The 21,199-nt window shown below is 72.0% G+C and carries 21 protein-coding genes; 3 read left to right on the top strand and 18 right to left on the bottom strand.

Translation table 11 applies throughout. The annotated features are described in order from the left end of the window. Positions 1-265: 265 nt before the first annotated feature. The 6 genes from G407_RS32785 to ggt form a co-directional block, all read right to left on the bottom strand. Positions 266-400, bottom strand: coding sequence for a hypothetical protein (locus G407_RS32785; RefSeq protein WP_280742988.1), 135 nt, complete (start codon positions 398-400; stop codon positions 266-268). 125 nt (positions 401-525) lie between these two features. Further along, positions 526-1,452: a DMT family transporter gene (locus G407_RS0124330; protein WP_029032902.1), complete on the bottom strand. Its 927-nt coding sequence runs from the start codon at positions 1,450-1,452 to the stop codon at positions 526-528. Between the two features lie 72 nt (positions 1,453-1,524). Then, entirely contained in the window at positions 1,525-2,559 is a 1,035-nt protein-coding gene (locus G407_RS0124325; RefSeq protein WP_029032901.1) for an MvdC/MvdD family ATP grasp protein, read from the bottom strand. Between the two features lies 1 nt (position 2,560). Continuing rightward, positions 2,561-2,797 (bottom strand): hypothetical protein, encoded by a 237-nt coding sequence (locus G407_RS0124320; protein WP_156917706.1) that lies wholly within the window; start codon positions 2,795-2,797, stop codon positions 2,561-2,563. 124 nt (positions 2,798-2,921) lie between these two features. Continuing rightward, positions 2,922-3,854 carry a penicillin-insensitive murein endopeptidase gene (gene mepA / locus G407_RS0124315; protein WP_029032899.1) on the bottom strand — a complete coding sequence of 311 codons (933 nt, stop codon included), beginning with the start codon at positions 3,852-3,854 and terminating at the stop codon, positions 2,922-2,924. Positions 3,855-3,914: 60 nt separating this feature from the next. Then, the gene (gene ggt / locus G407_RS0124310; protein ID WP_029032898.1) at positions 3,915-5,684 is read right to left on the bottom strand and encodes a gamma-glutamyltransferase; all 1,770 of its coding nucleotides are present in this window, start codon (positions 5,682-5,684) and stop codon (positions 3,915-3,917) included. 205 nt (positions 5,685-5,889) lie between these two features. Between ggt and G407_RS30845 the strand changes: the two genes are divergently transcribed. Beyond that, entirely contained in the window at positions 5,890-6,510 is a 621-nt protein-coding gene (locus G407_RS30845; RefSeq protein ID WP_029032897.1) for a DUF1176 domain-containing protein, read from the top strand. A gap of 18 nt (positions 6,511-6,528) precedes the next feature. On the opposite strand, the gene G407_RS0124300 is transcribed toward G407_RS30845, so the two are convergent. From G407_RS0124300 to G407_RS0124260, 9 genes are all read right to left on the bottom strand, one after another. Continuing rightward, complete coding sequence (locus G407_RS0124300; protein ID WP_029032896.1) at positions 6,529-7,278, bottom strand: DUF1223 domain-containing protein; 750 nt, start codon at positions 7,276-7,278, stop codon at positions 6,529-6,531. A gap of 87 nt (positions 7,279-7,365) precedes the next feature. Next, a complete protein-coding gene (locus G407_RS29865) occupies positions 7,366-8,301 on the bottom strand; it encodes a lipid A biosynthesis lauroyl acyltransferase (protein ID WP_043540514.1) in 936 nt (311 codons plus the stop codon). A 105-nt stretch (positions 8,302-8,406) separates the two neighbouring features. Continuing rightward, positions 8,407-8,712: a helix-turn-helix domain-containing protein gene (locus G407_RS0124290; protein ID WP_029032895.1), complete on the bottom strand. Its 306-nt coding sequence runs from the start codon at positions 8,710-8,712 to the stop codon at positions 8,407-8,409. Continuing rightward, the gene (locus G407_RS0124285; protein WP_029032894.1) at positions 8,709-9,086 is read right to left on the bottom strand and encodes a type II toxin-antitoxin system RelE/ParE family toxin; all 378 of its coding nucleotides are present in this window, start codon (positions 9,084-9,086) and stop codon (positions 8,709-8,711) included. The genes G407_RS0124290 and G407_RS0124285 overlap by 4 nt, the downstream gene beginning before the upstream one ends. 99 nt (positions 9,087-9,185) lie before the next feature. After that, a complete protein-coding gene (locus G407_RS0124280; protein WP_029032893.1) occupies positions 9,186-10,208 on the bottom strand; it encodes a zinc-binding dehydrogenase in 1,023 nt (340 codons plus the stop codon). A 149-nt stretch (positions 10,209-10,357) separates the two neighbouring features. Continuing rightward, on the bottom strand, positions 10,358-10,807 hold the full coding sequence (locus tag G407_RS29860; protein ID WP_052341845.1) for a hypothetical protein: 450 nt from the start codon (positions 10,805-10,807) through the stop codon (positions 10,358-10,360). A 78-nt stretch (positions 10,808-10,885) separates the two neighbouring features. Beyond that, positions 10,886-11,221 (bottom strand): type II toxin-antitoxin system PemK/MazF family toxin, encoded by a 336-nt coding sequence (locus G407_RS0124270; protein ID WP_029032892.1) that lies wholly within the window; start codon positions 11,219-11,221, stop codon positions 10,886-10,888. Continuing rightward, positions 11,211-11,555 (bottom strand): hypothetical protein, encoded by a 345-nt coding sequence (locus tag G407_RS0124265; protein WP_210163158.1) that lies wholly within the window; start codon positions 11,553-11,555, stop codon positions 11,211-11,213. The genes G407_RS0124270 and G407_RS0124265 overlap by 11 nt, the downstream gene beginning before the upstream one ends. Positions 11,556-11,617: 62 nt before the next feature. Further along, positions 11,618-13,114 (bottom strand): CoA-acylating methylmalonate-semialdehyde dehydrogenase, encoded by a 1,497-nt coding sequence (locus G407_RS0124260; RefSeq protein WP_029032890.1) that lies wholly within the window; start codon positions 13,112-13,114, stop codon positions 11,618-11,620. 185 nt (positions 13,115-13,299) lie between these two features. On the opposite strand from G407_RS0124260, the gene G407_RS0124255 reads away from it, so the two are divergent. Further along, on the top strand, positions 13,300-14,208 hold the full coding sequence (locus G407_RS0124255) for a LysR family transcriptional regulator (protein ID WP_029032889.1): 909 nt from the start codon (positions 13,300-13,302) through the stop codon (positions 14,206-14,208). A gap of 102 nt (positions 14,209-14,310) precedes the next feature. Next, positions 14,311-16,554: an outer membrane protein assembly factor BamB family protein gene (locus G407_RS0124250; RefSeq protein ID WP_084327782.1), complete on the top strand. Its 2,244-nt coding sequence runs from the start codon at positions 14,311-14,313 to the stop codon at positions 16,552-16,554. 115 nt (positions 16,555-16,669) lie between these two features. On the opposite strand, the gene G407_RS0124245 is transcribed toward G407_RS0124250, so the two are convergent. The 3 genes from G407_RS0124245 to G407_RS0124235 form a co-directional block, all read right to left on the bottom strand. Next, positions 16,670-18,157, bottom strand: a complete 1,488-nt coding sequence (locus tag G407_RS0124245; RefSeq protein WP_169728831.1) for a methyl-accepting chemotaxis protein — start codon at positions 18,155-18,157, stop codon at positions 16,670-16,672. 367 nt (positions 18,158-18,524) lie between these two features. Next, positions 18,525-19,316 carry a TrmH family RNA methyltransferase gene (locus tag G407_RS0124240; protein ID WP_029032886.1) on the bottom strand — a complete coding sequence of 264 codons (792 nt, stop codon included), beginning with the start codon at positions 19,314-19,316 and terminating at the stop codon, positions 18,525-18,527. A gap of 13 nt (positions 19,317-19,329) precedes the next feature. Continuing rightward, a complete protein-coding gene (locus G407_RS0124235; RefSeq protein WP_029032885.1) occupies positions 19,330-20,940 on the bottom strand; it encodes an amidohydrolase in 1,611 nt (536 codons plus the stop codon). Between the last annotated feature and the right edge of the window lie 259 nt (positions 20,941-21,199).

Raw genomic sequence — 21,199 nt, 5'->3', positions numbered from 1 at the left:
GGACAAGCGGTGGCGAGCCGGCGGGACCGGAAGCCGCGGCTTTCACCACGGGAAGGTCGGTCGGGTGTTGACGTCGCTCGGATGCGCGCGCATATTGCGGATGCTCGGAGCGGTCAATCCGCCTCCTTTCCACATCGCGGGACACGCGGCGTCACACGCGTTTCCCGCCAACGCGAGGCGCGAAGGTCCGGGCGTTGCGACGCTCGCCTTCGCCGAAGAAGAGACGCCGAGCCCTCCCGGGGGCTCGGCGTCTCCGTTCGCGGCCTCAGCGCACAGTGCCGACGAGGAGCGTGGCCATGATCTGCGCGATCATGAGCACGACGACCGCAAGCTCGAAGCTGGTCATGACAGCCTCCTTTCCGCCCGCCGGCTCGGATTGGCCGTGCACCGTCACGCGCACGGCCGCCGCCTCGCCGGGCGTAGCCGCGGAAACTCCGGGGCGTGCCGCGGCCCGCTCGGCCCGGAAAGGCTGCAGGCCGATCCTTGTCGAGCAGCACACGCAGGAGAGCAAGATACGTCGTCTATTTATCTCGCCCGCACCCACCGTGCCGCGGCCGCGCGCGGCAGCCGGCCGTCGATCGCGGCGAGCCCGAGACCGATCAGGGCCATGCCGACGAGGTGCTTGGGCGCCAGCGTCTCGCCCAGCACGAGGACGCCGAGCAGGATCGCGCTCACCGGCACGAGGAAGGTGACGAGGAGGAGGTTCGTCGCGCCCGCGGTGGCGAGCAGGCGGAAATAGAGGATGTAGGCGAAGGCCGTGGAGACCAGCGCCACGCCCGCGAGGGACGCGACCGTCGCGAGGCCGGGCGCCGGGAGGGCGAAAGGCCGGTCGATCGCGAGCGCGAGCGGCACGAGCACGAGGGCGGAGGCGGCGAGCATGCCCGCCGCCGTCGCCATCGGCGCCACGCCGAGGTCGGCGAAGCGCCGGCCGTAGACGCCCGATACGGCGTAGGAGACGGCCGCCGCGAGGCAGGCGAGCTGCGCGGCGACGCTCTCGCCGAGCCCGGAAAGCGCGGCGGGCCCGATCATGGCGACGACGCCGACGAAGCCCACCGCGACGCCGGCCAGCCGAAGCGGCGTGATGCGCTCGTCGCGGGTGAAGGCGTGCGCCACGATGACCGCGAACAGCGGCGTCGTGGCATTGAGGATCGCGGCGAGGCCGGAGGCGATGTGCGTCTGTCCCCAGACGATGAGGGTGAACGGCACGGCGTTGTTGAGGACCCCCATGACGAGGAAGGCGACGAGCACCGGGCCGCGCAGCGGCAGCCGCTGCCCCCGCGCGGCGAGCACGATCTGCAGCGCGAGCGCCGCCACGGCGACCCGCACGGCGACGACGGTCAGCGGCGGCAGCTCCGCCACCGCCACCGCGTTGAAGAAGAACGACCCGCCCCACACGAGCGCGAGGAGCACGAGCATCGCCCATTGGCGGGCGGACATGACGTTGGCGGGCATCGGGGGGCCTCGTGGTCCGCAGCGGTGGTCGGGCCGCCTCGATAGGCGCCCATCGGCGCCGGTGCCACCCGTTTACGCGCAGAGCGCATCGACGAGGGCCGCCGTGATCGGCGCCCCGGTCAATTGCTCGATCCACAGCCATTGCCCGCTCGGGTTCACCTCGAGGAAGACGAAATCGCCGTCCGGCGTCTCGACGAAGTCGAGACAGCCGAAGACCAGGCCCGCGGCGCGCATGAAGGCGTCGATCCCCTCCGCCAGCGCAGCCGGAGGATCGAACAGTGCATGCCGCACGTCCTCGACACGCGGGCGCAGGGCCATGCGGCGGAAGTCGACCGCCGTGTCCCCGGCCTCCTGCGAGTGGATCCGGCAGGCGAAGATCCGCCCGGCCACGTAGGTGATCCGGACGTCGAACGCCTTCTCGACGTAGTCCTGGAAGATCACGGGAGCGTAGCGCAGGGCGTCGAGCTGCGCGGCCCTCTCGGGCGTGAGGATCTGGCTGAAGACCAGCTCCGCCGTTCCGGTGGCCTGCGCGCTTTCCGGCTCCACCTCGACGGCCTCGCCGAACCGCTGCTCGAGCGCGCGGGCGAAGTCCGCGCCCCCCGACGTGACGCCGGAGAGCGGCTTGAAGACGACGGGTCCCGCGGCCTCGGCGACGAAGGCGCGGACCGCCTGCGCGTCGTTGGTCACGAGCGTGCGGGGCACCGTGAAGCCGCAACGGCGCGCCAGAGCCAGCTGCGGCACCTTGCGGGCCCGCCGCTCGGCCTCGCGCGGGTTCACGAAGACGCCGCCGACGAGGTCGAGGAAGCCGTGCAGGAAGGCGCTCGCCTCGTCGACGATGAAGCCCTTGTCCTTGGGACGAAAGCCGCGCGGCACCGCCGGCCGCGCGGCGCGGCGCATCCACACCGCCGAGACGGCGCGGGTGTCGACGCGACCGCGATCGGTCTCGATCAGCCCGTAGGGCTCGGCCCCGTCGAGCACGATGCGCCCGGCGCGGAACAGGGGGAACTCCTCGGTATTGACGCGCGCCCACGGCGCGCCGCGCGCCTCCAGGCCGCGCACGACGCCGTTCACCGAGGGCTCGTGCAGGTGGGAGACGACGAGGATCACGTCAGAAGCTGAACGTGGTGTCGATTCCCGCGGTGCCGCTGCCGCCCGACGCCTCGACCTTCTCGCGCACCTCGTGGACCTCGAGCCCGCCGACCGCCTCCGAGAAGACGAGATCCGCGCCCTGCAGCCGGTCCCAGGCGGTCTTCTCCACGAAGGCGAGCACGAACGGGCGCGCCTCGGCCCCCTCGGGCATGGGCAGCAGGAACTCTCCCTCCACGTCGGTGCCGTTCTCGCTCATGGTCCATCCCTCCATCGGGTCCGCGTTCCCGCCGCAGTGTAGCGCCGGCACGGAGACCGGCCATCGGGATGACTCCCGATTGAGCCCGCACGCGCGCCACCCGCACGGTCGGCTGCGCCCGGCCTCACCGGGTCACCAGCACCTGGCGGCACGCGTCCGGCAGGTCGGCGAGCGTCTTCTCGCGGCGCCCGCCGCCGCCGGGCCGCGGGTTCAGCACCTCGTCGCTGAACCACCAGTCGAGGGACGCGTCGCAGCCGTCGCCCGGCGGGACGGCGGCCTGCGGCTCGCAGCCGTCCTCGCCCGCGGGGCAGCCGATGCGGATGTGCATGTGGTAGTCGTGCCCCCACATCGGGCGGACCTTCCCGAGCCAGGAGCGGTCGCCCTCGGTCTCGCGGCAGAGCGCCTTCTTGATCGCGGCGTTGACGAACAGCCGCTCGACCCGCGGCTCGCGGGCGGCGAGCGCGATCAGGCGGGCGTGGGCCGGCGTCCAGACCGCGGGATCGACGTCGCGGCGGTCGGCACGCACGACGGAGGTCGCCATCATCGTCTCGCGCGCGGCGCGGTCGACCCCGGCCTGCGGCATCGGGGTGAGCCAGACGTCGGCGTCGAGGCCGTTCTGGTGGGAGGCGTGGCCCCAGATCATCGGACCGCCCCGGGGCTGGGCGAGGTCGCCGACGAGGAGCCCGGGCCAGCCGACCGCCTCCGGCGTCGCCGCGGCGAGGCGCTCGAGCAGCGCGACGAGCTCCGGGTGGCCCCAGTTGCGGTTGCGCGAGACGCGCATCACCCGCCAGCCCGGCCCGTCGACGGGGAGCGCCACGGCGCCGGCGAGGCAGCCGCCGGCGTAGGAGCCGAGCGCGCGGGCCGCGAGCGGGGCGGGCTCGGCGGCACGGCCGAACAGCTCCTTGGCGGGGAGCGCGGGGTCCTGCGGGTTCGCCAGCGGCGGCCACGGCCGCGGGTCGAGCGTGCCGAGGGTCTGTGCCGAGGCTCCCGCGGGCAGGAGCGCGAGGGCGGCGGCGAGGAGAAGGGGCGGGAGGAGGCGGGCCGGTGCGTGTCTCATCGCACGAGGATCGGGCCGCATGGTTGACGAAACCTTGCGGCCCGCAGGCTCGATCGCTCCTCAGTCGCCGACGGCGAGGCCTTCCCGGCGCGGGTCGGCGCCGCCCAGCAGGCCCGCCGGGGTGACGACGATGGCGTGGATGCCGGACGTCATCTCCGCGAGCCGGATCTCGTGGCCGCGCGCCTCGAGCGCCTGCGCCCACGCGGCGGCCGCGGTGCCCTCCTCGAGCTCGGTCGGCCCGTTGCGCGAGAGGAAGCCGGGGAAGGCGGCGGCCGCCTGCGGGTCGAGGCCCCAGTCCAGGATGCCGATCAGCGTCTTCGTCACGTAGCCGATGATGCGGCTGCCGCCCGGCGAGCCGGCGACGACGTAGAGCCGCCCGAAGGCGTCGAGCACGATCGTCGGCGCCATCGAGGAGCGCGGCCGCTTGCCGGCCTCGACCCGGTTCCCCACCGGCCGCCCGTCCGCCTCCGGGCGGAAGGAGAAGTCGGTGAGCTCGTTGTTGAGCAGGAAGCCGCTCTGCGTCATCAGCCGCGCGCCGAAGGCGCTCTCGATCGTCGTCGTCAGCGAGACGGCGTTGCCGTCGGCGTCGACGATCGAGACCTGGCTCGTGCCGGTCGAGCGGTCGATCGAGGGCGCGAGACTCCCCTCGCGCAGGAACGGTGGCTCGCCGGGCTCGGCCTGCCCGAGCGAGGCGTCGTCGGCGATGAGCCCCGCGCGCTCGGCGAGGTAGCCCTCGTCGAGCAGGCCGCGGACGGGCACGGAGACGAAGTCGGAATCGGCGACGTAGTGGTTTCGGTCCGCGAAGGCGAGGCGGCTCGCCTCGGAGACCACGTGCGCCGCGTCCGGCCCCGGGCCCATGGCGGCGAGGTCGAAGCCCTCGACGAGCCCGAGGATCTGCCCGACCGCGATGGCGCCCGAGGAGGGCGGCCCCATGCCGCAGACCTCGTAGACGCGATAGGGGACGCAGACCGGCTCGCGCTCGACCACGCGATAGCCGGCGAGGTCGTCGAGCGTCATGTCCCCGGGATTGCTCGGGTGGCCCCGGACCGTGTCGACGATGTCCTGCGCCACGGCGCCCGTGTAGAAGGCGGAGACGCCGCGGGCCGCCATCGCGCGCAGCGTCTCGGCGAGCGCGGGGTTCTTCAGCATCGTGCCCACGGGGAGCGGGCTGCCGTCCTCCCCGTAGTAGAGGGCGCGGGCGCGGGGATCGTCGCGCAGCGCCGGGTCGCCGTCGAGTAGGGCGTGGAGCCGCTCGGAGACGGGAAAGCCGTCCTGGGCGAGCCGGATCGGGATCGTGAACAGGTTCTCCCAGGGCAGCCGGCCGAAGCGTTCGTGCGCCTCCGCGAGGAGCGCCGGCGTGCCGGGCACGCCCACCGAGAGCCCGCCGACCACGGCCTCCATGAACGGGCGCGGCTCGCCGTCCGGGCCGAGGAAGCGCTCGGGCGTCGCGGCCCCGGGAGCGGTCTCGCGGCCGTCGAGGGTCACGAGATCGGAGCGGTCCGCGTCCCAGTGCAGCAGGAAGGCGCCGCCGCCGATGCCGGAGCTCTGCGGCTCGACGATGTTGAGGACGAGCTGGGTCGTCACCATGGCGTCCACCGCGCTGCCCCCGGCGCGCAGGATGGCGAGGCCCGCCTCGGCGGCGATCGGGTTCGCGGCGGCCACCATCCGGCGCTCGGCCCGCGCCGGCTCGCGGGCATCGGCCACGCCGGTCGCGGCTTCGGGCGCGGGGGCGAGATCGGCGATCTGGGCGAGCGCCGCGCCCGGCAAGGCCAGGGCGGCAGCGATCGCGGTGGCGAGCGCGGGTCCGCGTGCGTCTCGAGGGATGCGCATGGGGGTCTCCTCAGTCTGGGGCGGCCTCTAGGCGGCCTTTCTGGGGCGGCCGGTCGCGAGCCGCCGGGGGGAGCTTAGCATCCCGAGGTCGCGACGGAAGCCGCGTCACGCGGAAACCGGGTCCGCGACCCTGCGCAGGATGCATGACAGCCGTCGCCCGCCGTGGCATCGTCGGCGTCGTTCGCCCGCTCGGAGAACCGCCGTCGTGACCCGCTTTCACCGTTCCGTCGCCGCGGCCGCGTTGGGCGGCGCGTGCCTCCTCGCGCTGCCCGCCGTCGTCGCGGCGGAGCGCACGGCCGATCCCGAAGCCGCCGCCGCGATCGCGGCCGCGCTCGCGAGCGGCTACGCGGGCGCGTGCACCGGCTCCGAGGCGCCGGCGATCGAGACGCTGGAGATCGCGGCCTGGACCATCGTGCGTACCCCGTCCTGGGCGAGCGAGCCGCAGGAGGCGACGCTGTATCGTGCGCTCTGCACGCGCGGCGCCTACAATACGGTCAACGCGTTCTTCCTGGACCAGGGCTACGGCCTCGAGCCCGTCGCCTTCGCCGAGCCGAACCTCGCCATCGCCTACGCCGACGAGGAGCAGACTGCGGCCGACGCGGTCACGATCGACGGCTTCTCGGCGACCACGCTCCTCGTCAACGCGGAGTTCGACCCCAAGAAGCGGGCGATCACGACCTACAGCGCCTGGCGCGGCCTCGGCGACGCCTACGCGTCCGCGGTCTACCTGCTCGAGGAGGAGGGCGGCTTCCTGCTCGTGCGATACGAGGTCGATCCGACCTACGACGGCGAGCAGGACGGCACATTGGTGTTCGCGCGCGATTGAGTGGGCTCGGCGCGGCTCTCAGCGCGCGTCGCTGCGGCCGGCTCCGACGATCGGGCCGGGATGGTCGCCGTCGCGCGTCTGCACCAGGACGACGTGGAAGTCGCCCCGGCCGGCGAGCGCGTGGCGCCAGGTGCGCGCCTCGCCGGTCCATTCGCCCACCTTGGTCATGCCGCGCACCACGTTGGCGTAGGTCGCGTGGCGCCCCGAATTCTCGCCGCGGCCGATGGCGACCTCCTCCTCGCGAGCCACCGCGAGGAGCCAGACGTCGGCCGGGGCGCCGGCGTCGCCCGTCCCCGCGCCGACGTCGATCCGCGCCTCGCCGGCGGCGACCTCGACGGCGACCGGCACGGGCAGCCGCTCGCCGGAGGCGGCGACCTCCGCGCGGGCGCGCTCCAGGGCGTCGGCGACGTCGGCGGGCTTCGAGCCGATGCAGGCGAAGGTGCCGTTCACCACCATCTGCGGCGTGAACACCATGCGGTCGCCCCGCGCCTCGGCATAGCCGCGCTGGCGTGCGGTGTGGGCGGGATCGGCGAGCGTGTCGGCCCAGCCGAGATAGTCCCAGTAGTCGACCGGCAGCGTCAGCGCCAGGAGATCGGGATCGCGCGCCATCTCGACCAGCGCCGCGTCCGCCGGCGGGCAGGAGGCGCATCCCTGGCTCGTGAACAGCTCGACGACGGCGCGCGGCGCCGTCTGCGCGCCGCCGCTCGCCGGCGCCAGGCAGGCGGCGAGCGTCGCGCCGAGCGCGAGGAAGGCGGAGGAGAGCTTCATGCGCACATCTAAAGCACGGACGCGGTGAACGGCGAATTCACGTTGCCTCGAGGGCGTCGGTGAGCGGCGGTGCCCCGCGTGCGGGAGTCAGCGCGCGCGCTTCGGCACCGGCCGCCAGCGGCGGTGCTGCCAGAGCCATTGCTCGGGATGCTCGCGCACCCAGCCCTCGACCACGTCCGTCATCGCCTGCATGGCGCCCTGCACGTCGATCTCGCCGGCCGCGTCCCGCGGCAGGTCGAGCGGCGGCGTCAGCTCGAGCCGGAAGCGGCCCTGCGGCAGCCGGATCACCCGCACGCCGTGAACCGGGCACTCGAAGCGCTTCGCGAACTTGCCGAGCACCGGGTTGGCCTTGGCCGGCATGCCGAGGAAGGTCACGTCGACGCCGCGGGTGAAGTGCTGGTCGACGAGCATGCCGAGGTGCCCGCCGCGATCGAGCACGCCGGCCATGGCGAAGGCCGCGCCCTGGCGCGCCGCCTCGAGCCCGCCCATGGTCTGCGAGCGCACCTCCATCACCGCGCGCGCCACGGCGGCCGTGTTCGGCGCCCGGAAGACGGCGGTGGCGGAGAGGCCGTAGCGCTGGGCGCAGATCGCCGGCAGCTCCCAGTTCGCGAGATGCGCCGAGAAGATGATGCCCGGCAGCCCGTCGTCGCGGAGCGCCTCGAAATAGGGGATGCCCTCGACCTCGATGCGCCCGGCCGCGGGGTTCTCGGGGTCGAAGTCGAAGATCGTGTCGAGATGGGCGTATTCCGCCGCGGTGCGGCCGAGGTTGTCCCAGGCGCCGCGCACGATGGCGCGGTGCTCCGCCGGCGACTTCTCGGGGAAGGCGGCGGCGACGTTGGCGAGCGCGGTGCGATGCGCCGGCACGAGCGGCCCGAGCGTGCGGGTGATCGCGGCGCCGACGCGCGCGGCCCGGTCCGGCCCGAGCCGCCGGGCGAGGCCGAACACCGCCCGCACCGCGGCGACGCTCAGGCCTTCGAGAACGCGCCCGGAGAGCCGAGCCAGACGGAGACGGAAACCGGACACCACGACCTGCTGGATTATCGAGAGCGCGCCCGTTTGGCCGATCGGGGGCGCGGGGTCAAGCGAGGCGGCGGTGCCGGCGCCGCGGACTCGTGCGATGCCGCACGATCAGGCGGCTGTCCGATGCGTTTCCTCGAGGAGCCTGCGAACGCTCGAAGGGTCGGTCCGGATGATCGTCAGGTAGGCACGCACGCCGCCGATCGGACGAGAGCGCCCCTGCTCCCAGTCCCGGATCTGGTTGACGGTGAAACCGAACGAGGACGCGAAGTCCTCCTGCGACAGGCCGAGCGCGCCGCGGATCGCCTTCACGTCGATGTCGGCCGGCAGGTGGACGCGTGCAGGCTGCATCTCCCCGCGCGCGATCGCCGCGACCTCGTGCGCGGCACCGAGAAGCCGCTTTCCAGCCTTGCTCATCTCGAACTCTCCACAAGCTTCCTGAGCTTCTGACTTGCAGACGCCCGGTAATCCTCGGCAACGCTGCCGAGTATCTTGGCTAGAGCGTTGCATTCGCCTTTCGACAAAGTGATCTTCTCCCCTTTCGCATAGATATCCATCAGGAACACGGGGACATCATCTGCAGCAAAGTAGAAAATCACGCGATAGCCCCCACGCTTCCCGCGGCCCGGCGGCGCATAGCGGAACTTGCGTGCGCCACCCGTTCCAGGAATGAGGTCTCCGATCGTCGGGTTCCCGGAGACCAACGCCGCGATCTGCAGACGGTCGTCCTCGGACAGAGCGACCTGATCGGCGGCGCGCCTGAACGCGTTCGTCTCCAACACCGTATGCATGACGGCGACTACGTAACTTACGGAGCCAGAGGAATACGTGAGTTACGTAGTCGCGTCAAGCTGCTCCAGGCCGAAGGTGCCGCCCCGCGCCGCCGCCCGCTACAGCGTCACCACCACCTTGCCGAACACCTTGCGCCCCTCCAGCCGCTCCAGCCCCTGCTGGAACTCGGCGAGGGGGAAGGTCGAGTCGATCACGGGGGTCATGCCCCCCGCCATCTTCTCCAGCGACTGCGCGATGTTGGCCATCGAGCAGCCGAAGGAGCCGAAGATGCGGTATTGCTGCTGGAACAGCTGCATCAGGTTCATCTGCGTCGAGACGCCCGACGTCGAGCCGCAGGTGACGAGGCGCCCGCCGCGCTTGAGGCACAAGAGCGAGCCGTTCCAGGTGTCGGCGCCCACGTGCTCGAACACGACGTCGACGCCCTTGCGCTTGGTCAGCCGGCGGACCTCGCCCTCGAAGCGCTCGGTGCGGTAGTTGACCACGTGGTCGGCGCCGAGCGCGCGCGCCTTCTCGCCCTTCTCGTCGTCGCCCACGGTCGTGTAGACCGTGCAGCCGATGGCCTTGGCCATCTTGATCGCGGCGGTGCCGATGCCCGAGCCGCCGGCGTGGACGAGGATCGATTCGCCGGGCTCGAGCTTCGCGTTGTCGAACAGCATGTGCTGCACCGTGCCGAAGCCGATGGCGGCGCAGGCGGCGTCCTCGAAGGCGACGCCGGCGGGCACCTTCACGAGCAGCCGCTCGGGCCGGTTCATCAGCTCGCGGGCCATGCCGTCGACATGGAAGCCCATGATGCCCTTGACGTTCTCGCACAAATTGTCGCGCCCTTCGCAGCAGGCGCGGCACTCCCCGCAGGTGTCCGCGCCGTAGGGCACGACGGCGTCGCCGACGGAGAAGCGGGACACGCCCTCGCCCACGGCGACGACCTCGCCCGACGCCTCGACGCCCGCCACCTGCGGCAGCCGGCGCTTGGCGAAGGCCATGCCGCGAAAGCCCCACACGTCGAGGAAGTTGAGCGCCACCGCCCGCACCCGCACCTGCACCTCCCCCGGCCCGGGGGCGGGCGGGTCGTCGAGGCTCTCGAGCCTGAGGTCGCGGTCGCCGTGGAGACGCAGGGCGCGCATGGGATCTCCGTTGCCGTCTTGTGTGCGGAGCGGGCAGGAGGGCGGCTTAGCGGGTGGGGGCGGGGATGACAAGCGTGGGGGGCGGGGCGCGGTCGGGTGTTCGATCCGCACGCGATGGCGAAATGGGCGCGCCGTTCGGCGGCTTCGCCTCAAGCGCCCTGCTCGTCCAGGTGAGCGGCGGCTGCCAAGACGGCGGCGCTTTTCCCTTCCCGCAGCAGATCGACGGGGCGACGCTCGTCGAGCCGTTCGTCGGAATTGACGAGGAAGTTGAGCACGGCCCAGGGATCGCGCGTCGGCAACGCCGCGAGGATTGCGGGCAGGCTGGGCAGGAGCGATCCGTCGGGCGCGAATTGGAACGTCGGATAGATCCGCTGTCCGCTCGGGCCCGGCACCGCGAGGAGCTGCCCCGCCTCGACCTTGCGGGCGACCATCTGCCGTGAGATGTCGCCGAGGACGGTCCTGACCTGCTCGAGATCGTAGGCTCCGCCCGCATCGCGAAGGTCCTGCGCGGCGATCTCCCGCCCGCGCAGGATGGCGCGCGCACGCGCATCCGGCACTGCGGCTCGCCGAAGCTCGACCTCGCGATCGTTGGTCGGCATGGGGCGGACCTCCGTTCATGAAACGGGACGCTCACGATGAGCGTCTCCTTTGGGCACGTCAACGATACGCCGCAGCGTTCACCCGATGAGCATCGAGCGAAGCCCGTGCTCCACCGAGGTGCGGTCCGTTTCGCAAAGCGCTCCCAATCGGCGCCCGACAAGCGTCTTGTCGATGGAGAAGACCTTCCAACGGACGACGCAGGGGTGCGTCAGGCCGCGAACCGCCAGATCCGTGACCCTGACGTCGGAGGAAATCGTGCCTGCGGCTGCCGTGGTGATCATCGCGACGACGACATGCCCGTGCGCTGCGTTGAAGGGGCCGACGGAGAGAACGACCACCGGCCGCCGCTTGGACACTGCGATGTCGACGAACGGAAACGGGACGACGACGACGTCGAACCGCTCAAAGCTCATCGAACGCGGCCTCGTCCTCGGCGGATGCCCATTCCCGTAGATGTGCGTCGAGATGGAGGAGATACGGGTCGGTCGTTCGCGGCGGCAGGGCGACGCTGACGGGCTCGCCGCGTCGACGCTGGAGCGCGTCCCAGAGCGGCTTGTCCTGCCCGAGCGGCTCGAGAGCGTTGGTCGGTCGACCGTCGCGTCCGTTGCGCATCTTGACGAAGCGGATCGGCCGCTCGGCGACGAGCAGGGTGAGCGCCTCGCCCTCACGCATGCCGCGGATCGCAGCGGCGAGCACCTCGTCGTCGAGGTGCTTCGCCCACAGCGCGTCGCCGTCGATCGTGGTCATGCAGCCCATGAGGACCTCCGGTCGCCGGAGCATACGCGGCACCGGCGCCGGAGGCGAGCCCCTCACTGCATCGTCGGGATCGAGAACTCCGCGCCTTCCTTCACGCCCGAGGGCCAGCGGGCGGTCACGGTCTTGGTCTTGGTATAGAACAGGATCGCGTGCGGGCCGTGCTGGTTGAGGTCGCCGAAGCCCGAGCGCTTCCAGCCGCCGAACGTGTGGTAGGCGAGCGGCACCGGGATCGGCACGTTGATGCCGACCATGCCGACCTGGACCTTGGCGGCGAAGTCGCGGGCCGCGTCGCCGTCGCGGGTGAAGATCGCGACGCCGTTGCCGTACTGGTGATCGTTGGCGAGGCGAAGGCCCTCGTCGTAGTCCTTGGCCCGCACCACGGAGAGGACCGGGCCGAAGATCTCCTCCTTGTAGATGCGCATGTCCGGCGTCACGTCGTCGAACAGGCAGCCGCCCATGTAGAAGCCCTTCTCGTAGCCCTGCAGCGAGAAGTCCCGGCCGTCGACCACGAGCTTGGCGCCCTCCTCGACGCCGAGGTCGACGTACCGGCGCACCTTGTCGAGGTGGGCCTTCGTCACCATCGGGCCGAAGTCGGCGGAGGGATCGGTGGAGGGGCCGACCTTGAGGCTCTCCACGCGCGGGACGAGCTTCTCCATCAGCCGGTCGGCGGTGGCCTTGCCGACGGGGACCGCGACCGAGATCGCCATGCAGCGCTCGCCGGCCGAGCCGTAGCCGGCGCCGACCAGCGCGTCGACCGTCTGGTCCATGTCCGCGTCGGGCATGATGATCATGTGGTTCTTGGCGCCGCCGAAGCACTGTGCACGCTTGCCGGTCGCGGCCGCGCGGGAATAGACGTAGTGCGCGATGTCGGAGGAGCCGACGAAGCCCACCGCCTTGATGTCCGGATCGTCGAGGACGGCGTCCACCGCCTCCTTGTCGCCGTTGACGACGTTGAGGATGCCCGCCGGCAGGCCGGCCTCGATCATCAGCTCGGCGAGGCGCATCGGCACGCCCGGGTCGCGCTCGGACGGCTTGAGGATGAAGGCGTTGCCGCAGGCGATCGCCGGGGCGAACTTCCACATCGGGATCATGGCGGGGAAGTTGAACGGCGTGATGCCGGCCACCACGCCCAGCGGCTGGCGCATCGAGTACATGTCGATGCCGGGCCCCGCGCCCTCGGTGTACTCGCCCTTCTGCAGGTGGGCGATGCCGAGCACGAACTCGCAGACCTCGAGCCCGCGCTGGATGTCGCCCTTGGCGTCGGGGATGGTCTTGCCGTGCTCGCGGGCGAGCAGCTCGGCCAGCGCGTCGTACTCGCGATGCAGGAGCTCGATGAACCTCATGAACACGCGCGCGCGGCGCTGCGGGTTCGTCGCGCCCCAGGCCGGCTGCGCCTCGAGGGCGTTCTCGACGGCGGCGCGGACCTCGTCACGGGTGGCGAGCGCGACCTTGGCCCGCACCTCGCCCGTCATGGGCTCGTAGACGTCGCCGTAGCGTCCCGAGGAACCCTCGACCTCGCGGCCACCGATGAAATGTCCGACCGTGCGCATGTTGCACGCCTCCCTTGCTCTCGCGGCATACGGTTAGCATTTGCGATATTTGCACAGCTATAGGAGAAATCGAAGCCGTCACGTGCGAAACTGCACGCGTGCTCACCCTGGGGGAAACGTCCGCGGACGGGGCCGTGCGTCCCGCCGGGAGTCCCGCTCGAGACCGGTGCCTGGTGGAGTCTAACATGAGTCGCTTCGATTGGGACGACCTGCGCTTCTTTCTCGCGGTGGCGCGGGTCGGCCGTCTCACCGTCGCCGCGCGGCGGCTCGGCGCCGACCACGCCACGGTCTCGCGCCGGATCACCGCGCTCGAGGACGCGCTGAAGGCGAAGCTGTTCGAGCGCCGCCCGCAGGGCTACGCCCTGACCGAGCACGGCGAGCGGCTGCTCGCCAAGGCGGAGGCGATCGAGACGCAGGCGCTCGCGGTCTCCTCCGAGATCGGCGGGGCGGACCTGGCGCTGTCGGGCACCGTGCGCATCGGCGCGCCGGACGGCTTCGGCACCATGTTCCTCGCCCCGCGTACGGCCGACCTCGCCAAGCAGTACCCGGACCTCGAGCTGCAGATCGTCGCCATGCCGCGGCTGCTCTCGCTCTCGAAGCGCGAGGCCGACATCGCGATCTCGCTGGCCCCGCCCAAGGAGGGGAAGATCGTCGCGCGGCGCCTGACCGACTACAAGCTCGGCGTCTTCGCCACCCGGGACTACCTCGACCGGGCGAAGCCGATCGAGACGCCCGAGGATCTCCAGGACCACCCGGTCATCGGCTACATCGACGACCTGATCTTCACCCCCGAGCTCGATTACCTCGACGAGGTCAACAAGGGCCTGCGGGCCAAGATCGCGTCGTCCTCCCTCGTCACCCAGATGCAGGCGGCGCTGGCGGGGGCGGGCGTGTGCGTGCTGCCCTACTACGTCGCCGCGCAGGACCCGCGCCTCGTCCAGATCCTGCCGGAGAAGACCAGCTTCTCGCGCTCCTACTGGCTCATCGTCCACGCCGACCTCAAGGACATCGCCCGCATCCGAGCGACGATGGACTTCCTCGTGCGGGAGGTGAAGGCGGCGCGCGGCGACTTCATGCCGGAGGATCGGCCGTGACGCCTCCGGGCGAGGCGCCGAGACGGGGCTGAGCGCCGGCCGGGAGGGAAACTCTTCCTGTGCTGGTGCGTTGCCGAGTTTCTCCACTTTCGAGAGGCTCGGATGCGCACCCGCTACGCTCTGGTACTCGTTCCCGCCCTCGTCGGCGCGGCGCTCGCGGGCGTGGCGTATTTCGGCTCGCGGACCGGCGTCGACGGGACGCTCGGCGCGTTGCTCGCCCTCGTCGGCGCCTGCGCTGTCGCCGCCGGTGCGCTGCTCGCCCTGCTCGCGCCGATGCGCGCGGGCCTTCTCGTCGCGCTCGACGTCCTCCTCGCGATCGGCGCGCTGCTCACGGCGCTCGCCGCCTGGTTCCTGATGCAGGACGCCTTCGCCGTGGCCATGATCGTGGCGTTCGGCGGGCTCGTCGTCGCGCGCGTGCTGCCCGCCTCTTCCAAGGCTCCCCTGACGCGCCTCGGCCTCCTCGCCTCGCTCGCCGCGGGATCGCTCCTCGCGCTCCCGGCCAGTGCGTTCCAGGCCCGTGCCGAGCAGCCCGCCTGGCGCTCCTTCCACGGGGATCTGGCCTCGCGGAAGTTCGCCGACGTCGAGAGCTTCACGCCGCAGAGCATCGGACGGCTCGAGCGGGCCTGGGAATACCGCACCGGCGACGTCTCCGACGGCTCCGGCGAGCTGCCGGCGACCGTGTGGTCGGCGACGCCGGTCTACGCCAACGAGACGCTCTATCTCGGCACGCCGTTCTACCGGATCATCGCGCTCGACCCGGCGACGGGGTCGGAAATCTGGAGCTACGACACGCGCTCCACCCTGGAGGCGCTGACGCAGCCCGCCTTGAAGAACCGCGGCGTCGCCTATTGGGAGAGCGGCGGGCAGGGGACCTGCGAGAAGCGCGTCTACATCGGCACGATGGACGCCACGCTGCACGCGGTCGATGCCGATGACGGCACGCCCTGCGCCGATTTCGGCGAGGGCGGCGTCTTGAACGTCAACCAGTGGAACGACGTGAACGACGAGTTCCCGTTCTCGCTCCTGCAGCCGCCCACCGTCGTCGGCGACACTCTGCTGCTCGGCTGGGCCGGCAAGGACTGGGAGTACAGCGTCGCGCCCCCGGGGAACCTGCTGGCCGTCGACGCGCGCACCGGCGAGCTGCTCTGGGAGACCGCGTTCATTCCCGAGGCGATGATCGAGCGGACGGGAACGGCCAACATCTGGACGGCGATGTCCGTCGATCCCGAGCTCGGCCTCGTCTACGCGCCGGTCTCCTCGCCGAGCCCGAACTACTGGGGCGGCGATCGCACCGACCCGGTTCCGCTCGCGACCTCCGTGACGGCGATCGACGTCGCGACCGGCGAGATCGCCTGGAGCTTCCAGCACGTCCGCCACGACATCTGGGACTACGACACGCCCTCGGCGCCGACCCTCGTCGACATCGAGCGGGGCGGCGAGACGATCCCCGCGCTCGTGCAGGCCACGAAGCAGGGCTTCCTGTTCGTGCTCGATCGCCGCACCGGCGAGCCGCTGTTTCCGGTCGAGGAGCGCACGGTGCCGCCCAGCAACGCGTCCGGCGAGGTCGCCGCGGGCACGCAGCCCTTCGCGACCGTGCCGGCGCCGCTCAGCGACGCGCTCGACCTGCCCGAGGTGTGGTGGCTCGCGGACGCGATGAGCCTCGGCCAATGCTCCCGCGAGCGCGAGCAGTACCGGTACGAGGGGATCTTCACGCCGCCGTCCGAGCAGGGGACGCTGATGTACCCGGGGACGGCCGGGGCGACGAACTGGGGCGGCGTCGCCGTGGATCCGCGCAACGACGTCCTCTACGTCAACGCGATGCGCGTCGTGCAGACGATAAGGCTGATCCCGCGCGAGGAATACGAGCGCATCGCCGGCGGCTCGGGCGCGGAGGAGGGCTACTATCCCCAGGAGGGCTCGCCCTACGGCTTCCTGCTGACCGACTGGAGCAACTGGGCGGGCATCCCGTGCTGGGAGCCGCCGTTCGGCACCTTCACCGCGATCGACCTGCGCACGGGAGAGCGCCTCTACGAGGTGCCCTTCGGCATGGGCCAGTACTGGGGCTTCTACGGGCTGCGCGACTGGGGCACGCCGACGCTGGGCGGGCCGGTGGTCACCGCCGGCGGCGTCGTCTTCATCGGGGCCTCGATGGACGCCCGCGTGCGCGCGCTCGACGCCGCGACGGGCGCGGAGATCTGGTCGGACCGCGTCGATGCGCCGGCGGTCTCGATTCCGGCGGTGTTCACCCACGAGGGGACGGACTACGTCGTCTTCGCGGTGGGCGGCAACCCGATCCTCAAGGACCAGGTGGCCGACCAGGTCGTGGCCTACCGGCTCGGCGAGTAGGTCGCCCGGGACATCGCCCCGCTCGGGAAACTGGGAGCGGGGAACGGGGAGCGGGGACGGAGGCCGCCGAGGGGGCGGGGGACGCCGCGCAGGCCGTCCCGCGGGCCCCTCGCGCTCACCGCGACTTGGTGATGAAGCTCTGCACCTCGGAGGAGAGCTGGGCCGTCTGGCTGTCGAGATCGCTCGAGACGCTGCTCAGCGAGGCGGCGGCGCGGCCGGTGTCGGCGGCGGCGTCGGAGACGCCGGTCATGTTGGTGGTGATCTCGCGCACGGCGACGGACTGCTGCTCCACCGCGGCGGCGATCTGGTCGGACGTCTCGCTCAGCGTCGCGATCTGGGAGCGGACCGAGGCGATGACCTCGACCGTGTCGCCGGTCATCGACTGGATGCCGGCGATCCGCTCCTTGATCTCGTCGGTCGCCTTGGCCGTCTGGGTGGCGAGGGCCTTCACCTCGGCGGCGACCACCGCGAAGCCGCGGCCCGCCTCGCCGGCGCGTGCGGCCTCGATCGTGGCGTTGAGCGCGAGCAGGTTGGTCTGGGCCGCGATGGACTGGATCACCTCGGTGATGCCGCCGATCGCCGCCGCTGCCTCCGCCAGGCGCTTGACCATGCCGTCCGCGCCGGTCGACTGGGTGGTGGCGTCGCGGGCGAGCTCGGTGGCGGTCGCCACCTGCGTCGCGATCTCGCCGATCGACGCGGCGAGCTCCTCGGTCGCCGCGGACACCGAGGCCGCCATCGCCTGCGCCCGCTCGGCGGTCTCCGCCATGCCCGACGCCGACTGCGCCATGGTGGCCGAGGACGCCGACAGCTGATCGACCGTGTGCGTCACGCCGGCTGCGAGGCGCACGTTGTCGGTGACGATCGACCAGGAGACCATCGGGCCGATATAGGCGCCCTGCGCATCGCGCATGGCGCTGACCTTGAGGTTGAGCGTCTCCGGGCCGACGCGGATATTGGAGTTCATCGGCAGGCGGGAGGGGTCGCGCAGGATGCCGTGCTGATGGCTCGGGTTCTTGTGGAACACGTCGACGGTCGAGCCCATCATCTCGTCGACCTTGATCGGCAGATGCTGCTCGATCCGCTTCAGCGTCTCGCGGCTGGTCTTGTTCAGGTAGTTGATCTTGAAGTCGACCGGGTCGCAGGTCATCACCGCGATCGGCATCTCGTCGATCATCTGCAGCAGGCGCTGCGTCTCCGCTTCCTTCTCGAGTGCCTTGGTCGTGACGTTCCAGGTCAGCGAGGCGTGCGTGTAGCGGCCGCGTGCGTCGAAGACCGGGGCGATGTTGAGCGACAGGCGCTCGCGCCCGAGCTTGATGTCGGCCGTGTGCGGCAGGCGCCGCGGGTCCGACAGGAGCGCGCGCTGGTGCTCCGGGCGCTTGTGAAACACGTCGATCGAGGTACCGACGATGCGCTCCACGTCGATGTCGAGCTCGTGGGCGATGGCGCGCAGGAGCTTGCGGGAGGCCTCGTTGGCGTAGACGATCTCGAAGCTCGGCACCTCGCAGAGCATCACCGCGTCCGGCAGGCCGTCGAGGACGAAGCGGGCATCGAGGCCGACATCGCCCGCCTGCGACGAGAAACGCATGGTCTTGAGAGCGAGCATCGGGGGGAACTCCATCGCGTCTGGAATGCAGATCAAGGGGCCCGCGGTCGTCCGCGGGCCGGCGAGGGCGCTCCCGGCCCGTGCCGAAGCCGGGACCTCGAGACCGGGAGTTGCCGTAACGCGAGCTCAGTCACGGGAAAGCCGTACCATGACGATCCTCGTTCCGTGAGCGTGTTTCGCGCGCCGCGCTGCTACGCCTCCGGGGAGGACAAGTTAATTTCTAACGGATTCATCTGAATAATTACTTAAGCAAATATACCTACTCGCCATCCTTGAGGCGTCGAGCACTCCAACCAAGGGTGAATTCAGGTTGCATTCGAGCCGAAGACGGCGACCCCGGCGGCGAGATGTGCCCCGACGGACCTCTTCAGCCGCCGCCCGCCAGGGCGTGCAGCGCGATGCCGCTCGTGACCGCGACGTTGAGGCTGTCGAAATCGCCCGCCATCGGGATGCGCAGCGTGCGCGCGCGGGAGAGCACCGCGTCCGGCAGGCCCGGGCCCTCCGCGCCGAGCACCAGCGCCGCGCGCCGCGGCCGGGCCAGCGTGGCGAACGTCTCCTCCCCGCGCGGCGAGAGCGCGAGCGGCGTGAAGCCCGCCTCCTCGAGCGTCGAGACGGTCTCGAGCGGTCCGCCCGCGCGGGCGAAGGGCACGAGGAGCGCGCCGCCGGCGGAGACGCGGATCGCCTTCCTGTAGAGCGGGTCGCAGGTCTCGGCGTCGAGGATCACGGCGTCGGCGCCGAAGGCGGCGGCGTTGCGGAAGATGCCGCCGACGTTGTCGTGGTTGGTCAGCCCGATCAGCGCCACGACGAGCGCCCGCGGCGGCAGGCCCGCGAGCAGCGTCGCCGGGTCGGGCTCCGCGCCGCGCAGGCCGATGGCCAGCACGCCGCGGTGGATCGGGAAGCCGGCGATCGCCTCGAGCACGGGCTGGGGCGCGACGTGGACGGGCACGTTTTCGGGGATCGCCGCGGCCAGCGCCGCGCGCTTCTCCGACAGGAGCACCGAGGCGAGCGGGAAGCGCCCGCGCCGCGCGGCGAGGCGCAGCGCCACCTCGCCCTCGATCACGAACTTGCCGGCCCGCCCGACGAGATCCTTCTCGCGGATCGCCCGGTAATCGCCGATGCGCGGGTCGTGCGGGTCCGTGATCGGGATCGTCTCGCGCACGGCGTCCGACGCCTCACCCGTTCTCGTGAACGATCGCGCCGTCGACGATGGTCATGGCACAACGCGTATCGCGCACCGCGTCGGGGTCGGCGAGGAAGTCCTGCGTGAACACCGCGACGTCCGCCAGCATGCCGGGCGCGAGGCGCCCGCGCGTGGCCTCCTCCTTCTCGACGAAGGCGCCGAACTCGGTGAAGGCGGCGAGCGCGGTGTCGGGGGAGACCCGCTCGCGCGCGTCCATCACGCGGCCGGTGCGGGTGCGCCGCGTGACCATCGCCTCGAGGGACAGGCGCGGGTCCAGCGCGCAGACCGGCGCGTCCGACGAGGCGGCGGGGTGGAGCCCCGCCTCGATCCAGGTCCGTGTCGGGTAGGAGGGGAGCGCACGCGCCTCGCCGAGGACGTCGACGTAGAGGTCGCCGAAATCGTGCAGGAAGACCGGCTGCGGCACCGGCTCGATCCCGAGCCGCACCATGCGCGCCGTCTGGTCCGGGCGGGCGAAGCCGCAATGCTCGATGCGATGGCGCCGGTCCGGGTCCGGCGCGGCGGCGAGCGCGGCCTCCATGGCGTCCAGCGTCTGTTCGATGGCGGCGTCGCCGATGGCGTGCACGGCGAGCTGCCAGCCCTGATCGTGGTAGCGACGCGTGTATTCGCGCATCTCGTCGTCCGTCAGCGACAGGAGCCCGCGCGTCTCGGGGGCGCCGAGATAGGGCGCGCTCATGGCCGCGGTGCGCCCGCCGGCGCTGCCGTCGGTGAAGATCTTGACCTGCTTGGCCTTCAGCCGCGCGTCGCCCCGGCCGGGGCGGAAGCCCGCCTCGTAGGCCGCCTCGGCGATGCCGCCGGGCCCGCCGAGCAGGCATTGCGAGACGCGCACCGGCAGCCGTTCCGCTTCGTGCGCCGCGTCGTAGGCGCCGAGCTCCGACATGCCGGCGCGCATGCCCACCGCCGCGTCCATCACCCCGACGATGCCGTGGCCGAGGCAGGCGCGCCCGGCGCGCTCGATCGCGTCGACGAGCTCCGCCTGCGACGGGTCGGGGATCGCCGCGCGCACCGGGTCGCGGGCGGTCTCCGCGAGGAGGCCGGTGAGGCGGCCGTGCGCGTCCGCCTCGATCAGCCCGCCCTGCGGCGCCCGGCTCGTCTCGTCGATGCCGGCGAGCCTCAGCGCCAGCGAGTTGCAGATGGCGACGTGGCCGCAGGCCCGCACGATGTAGGCGGGGTTGTCCGGCGCCGCGCGGTCCAGCTCGTCGCGCGTCGGATGGCGGCCGACGTCGAGGCGGGCCTGGTCGTAGCCCCGCGCCAGGACCCAGGCGCCCTTCGGCAGGGCGGCCGCGCGCTCCGCCACCCGGGCGAGGAGCGCGTCGAGCGTCGGCGCCGCCTGCGGGGTCAGGTCGAGCTCGACCATGGTCAGGCCGAGCGGCAGGAGATGCATGTGCGCGTCGATCAGCCCCGGCGTCGCCAGCCGCCCGCCGAGGTCGATCGTGCGCGTGCCCGGGCCGGCGAGCGCGGCGATCTCCCGCGTCGTGCCGAGCGCCGCGACGCGGTTCCCCGCGAGCGCGATCGCCTCGTGGACGCCCTCCGCGCGCCCGGCGAAGACGCGGCCGTTCAGGAGGAGGAGGCTGGGGGCGGGCATCGGGCGTGGGTCCTTCGGTCGGCCTTCGTGCGGCGAGCCCGGTATACCAAGCCGATCGGCCGCCGTCTCGCACCTCCCCCATCGGGGGAGGTGGATCGGCGCCGGAGCCGACGAGACGGAGGGGGTGCGCCGAAGGCGCGTTCGGCGACAGCCGAAACCGCCCACGTCGGCGCCGGGGGACCCCGCCCCTGATCCGCTCCCGCGGATCGTCCCCGCCCCGATGGGGCGGGAGCGCGGCCGCCGTCTCGCTCCTCCCCCG

Origin of the sequence: Salinarimonas rosea DSM 21201 (genome assembly GCF_000429045.1) — a bacterium.
Lineage (GTDB): Bacteria > Pseudomonadota > Alphaproteobacteria > Rhizobiales > Beijerinckiaceae > Salinarimonas > Salinarimonas rosea.
Note: the sequence above shows the minus strand (reverse complement) of the source record. Positions and strands in the feature narration are given on the sequence as shown.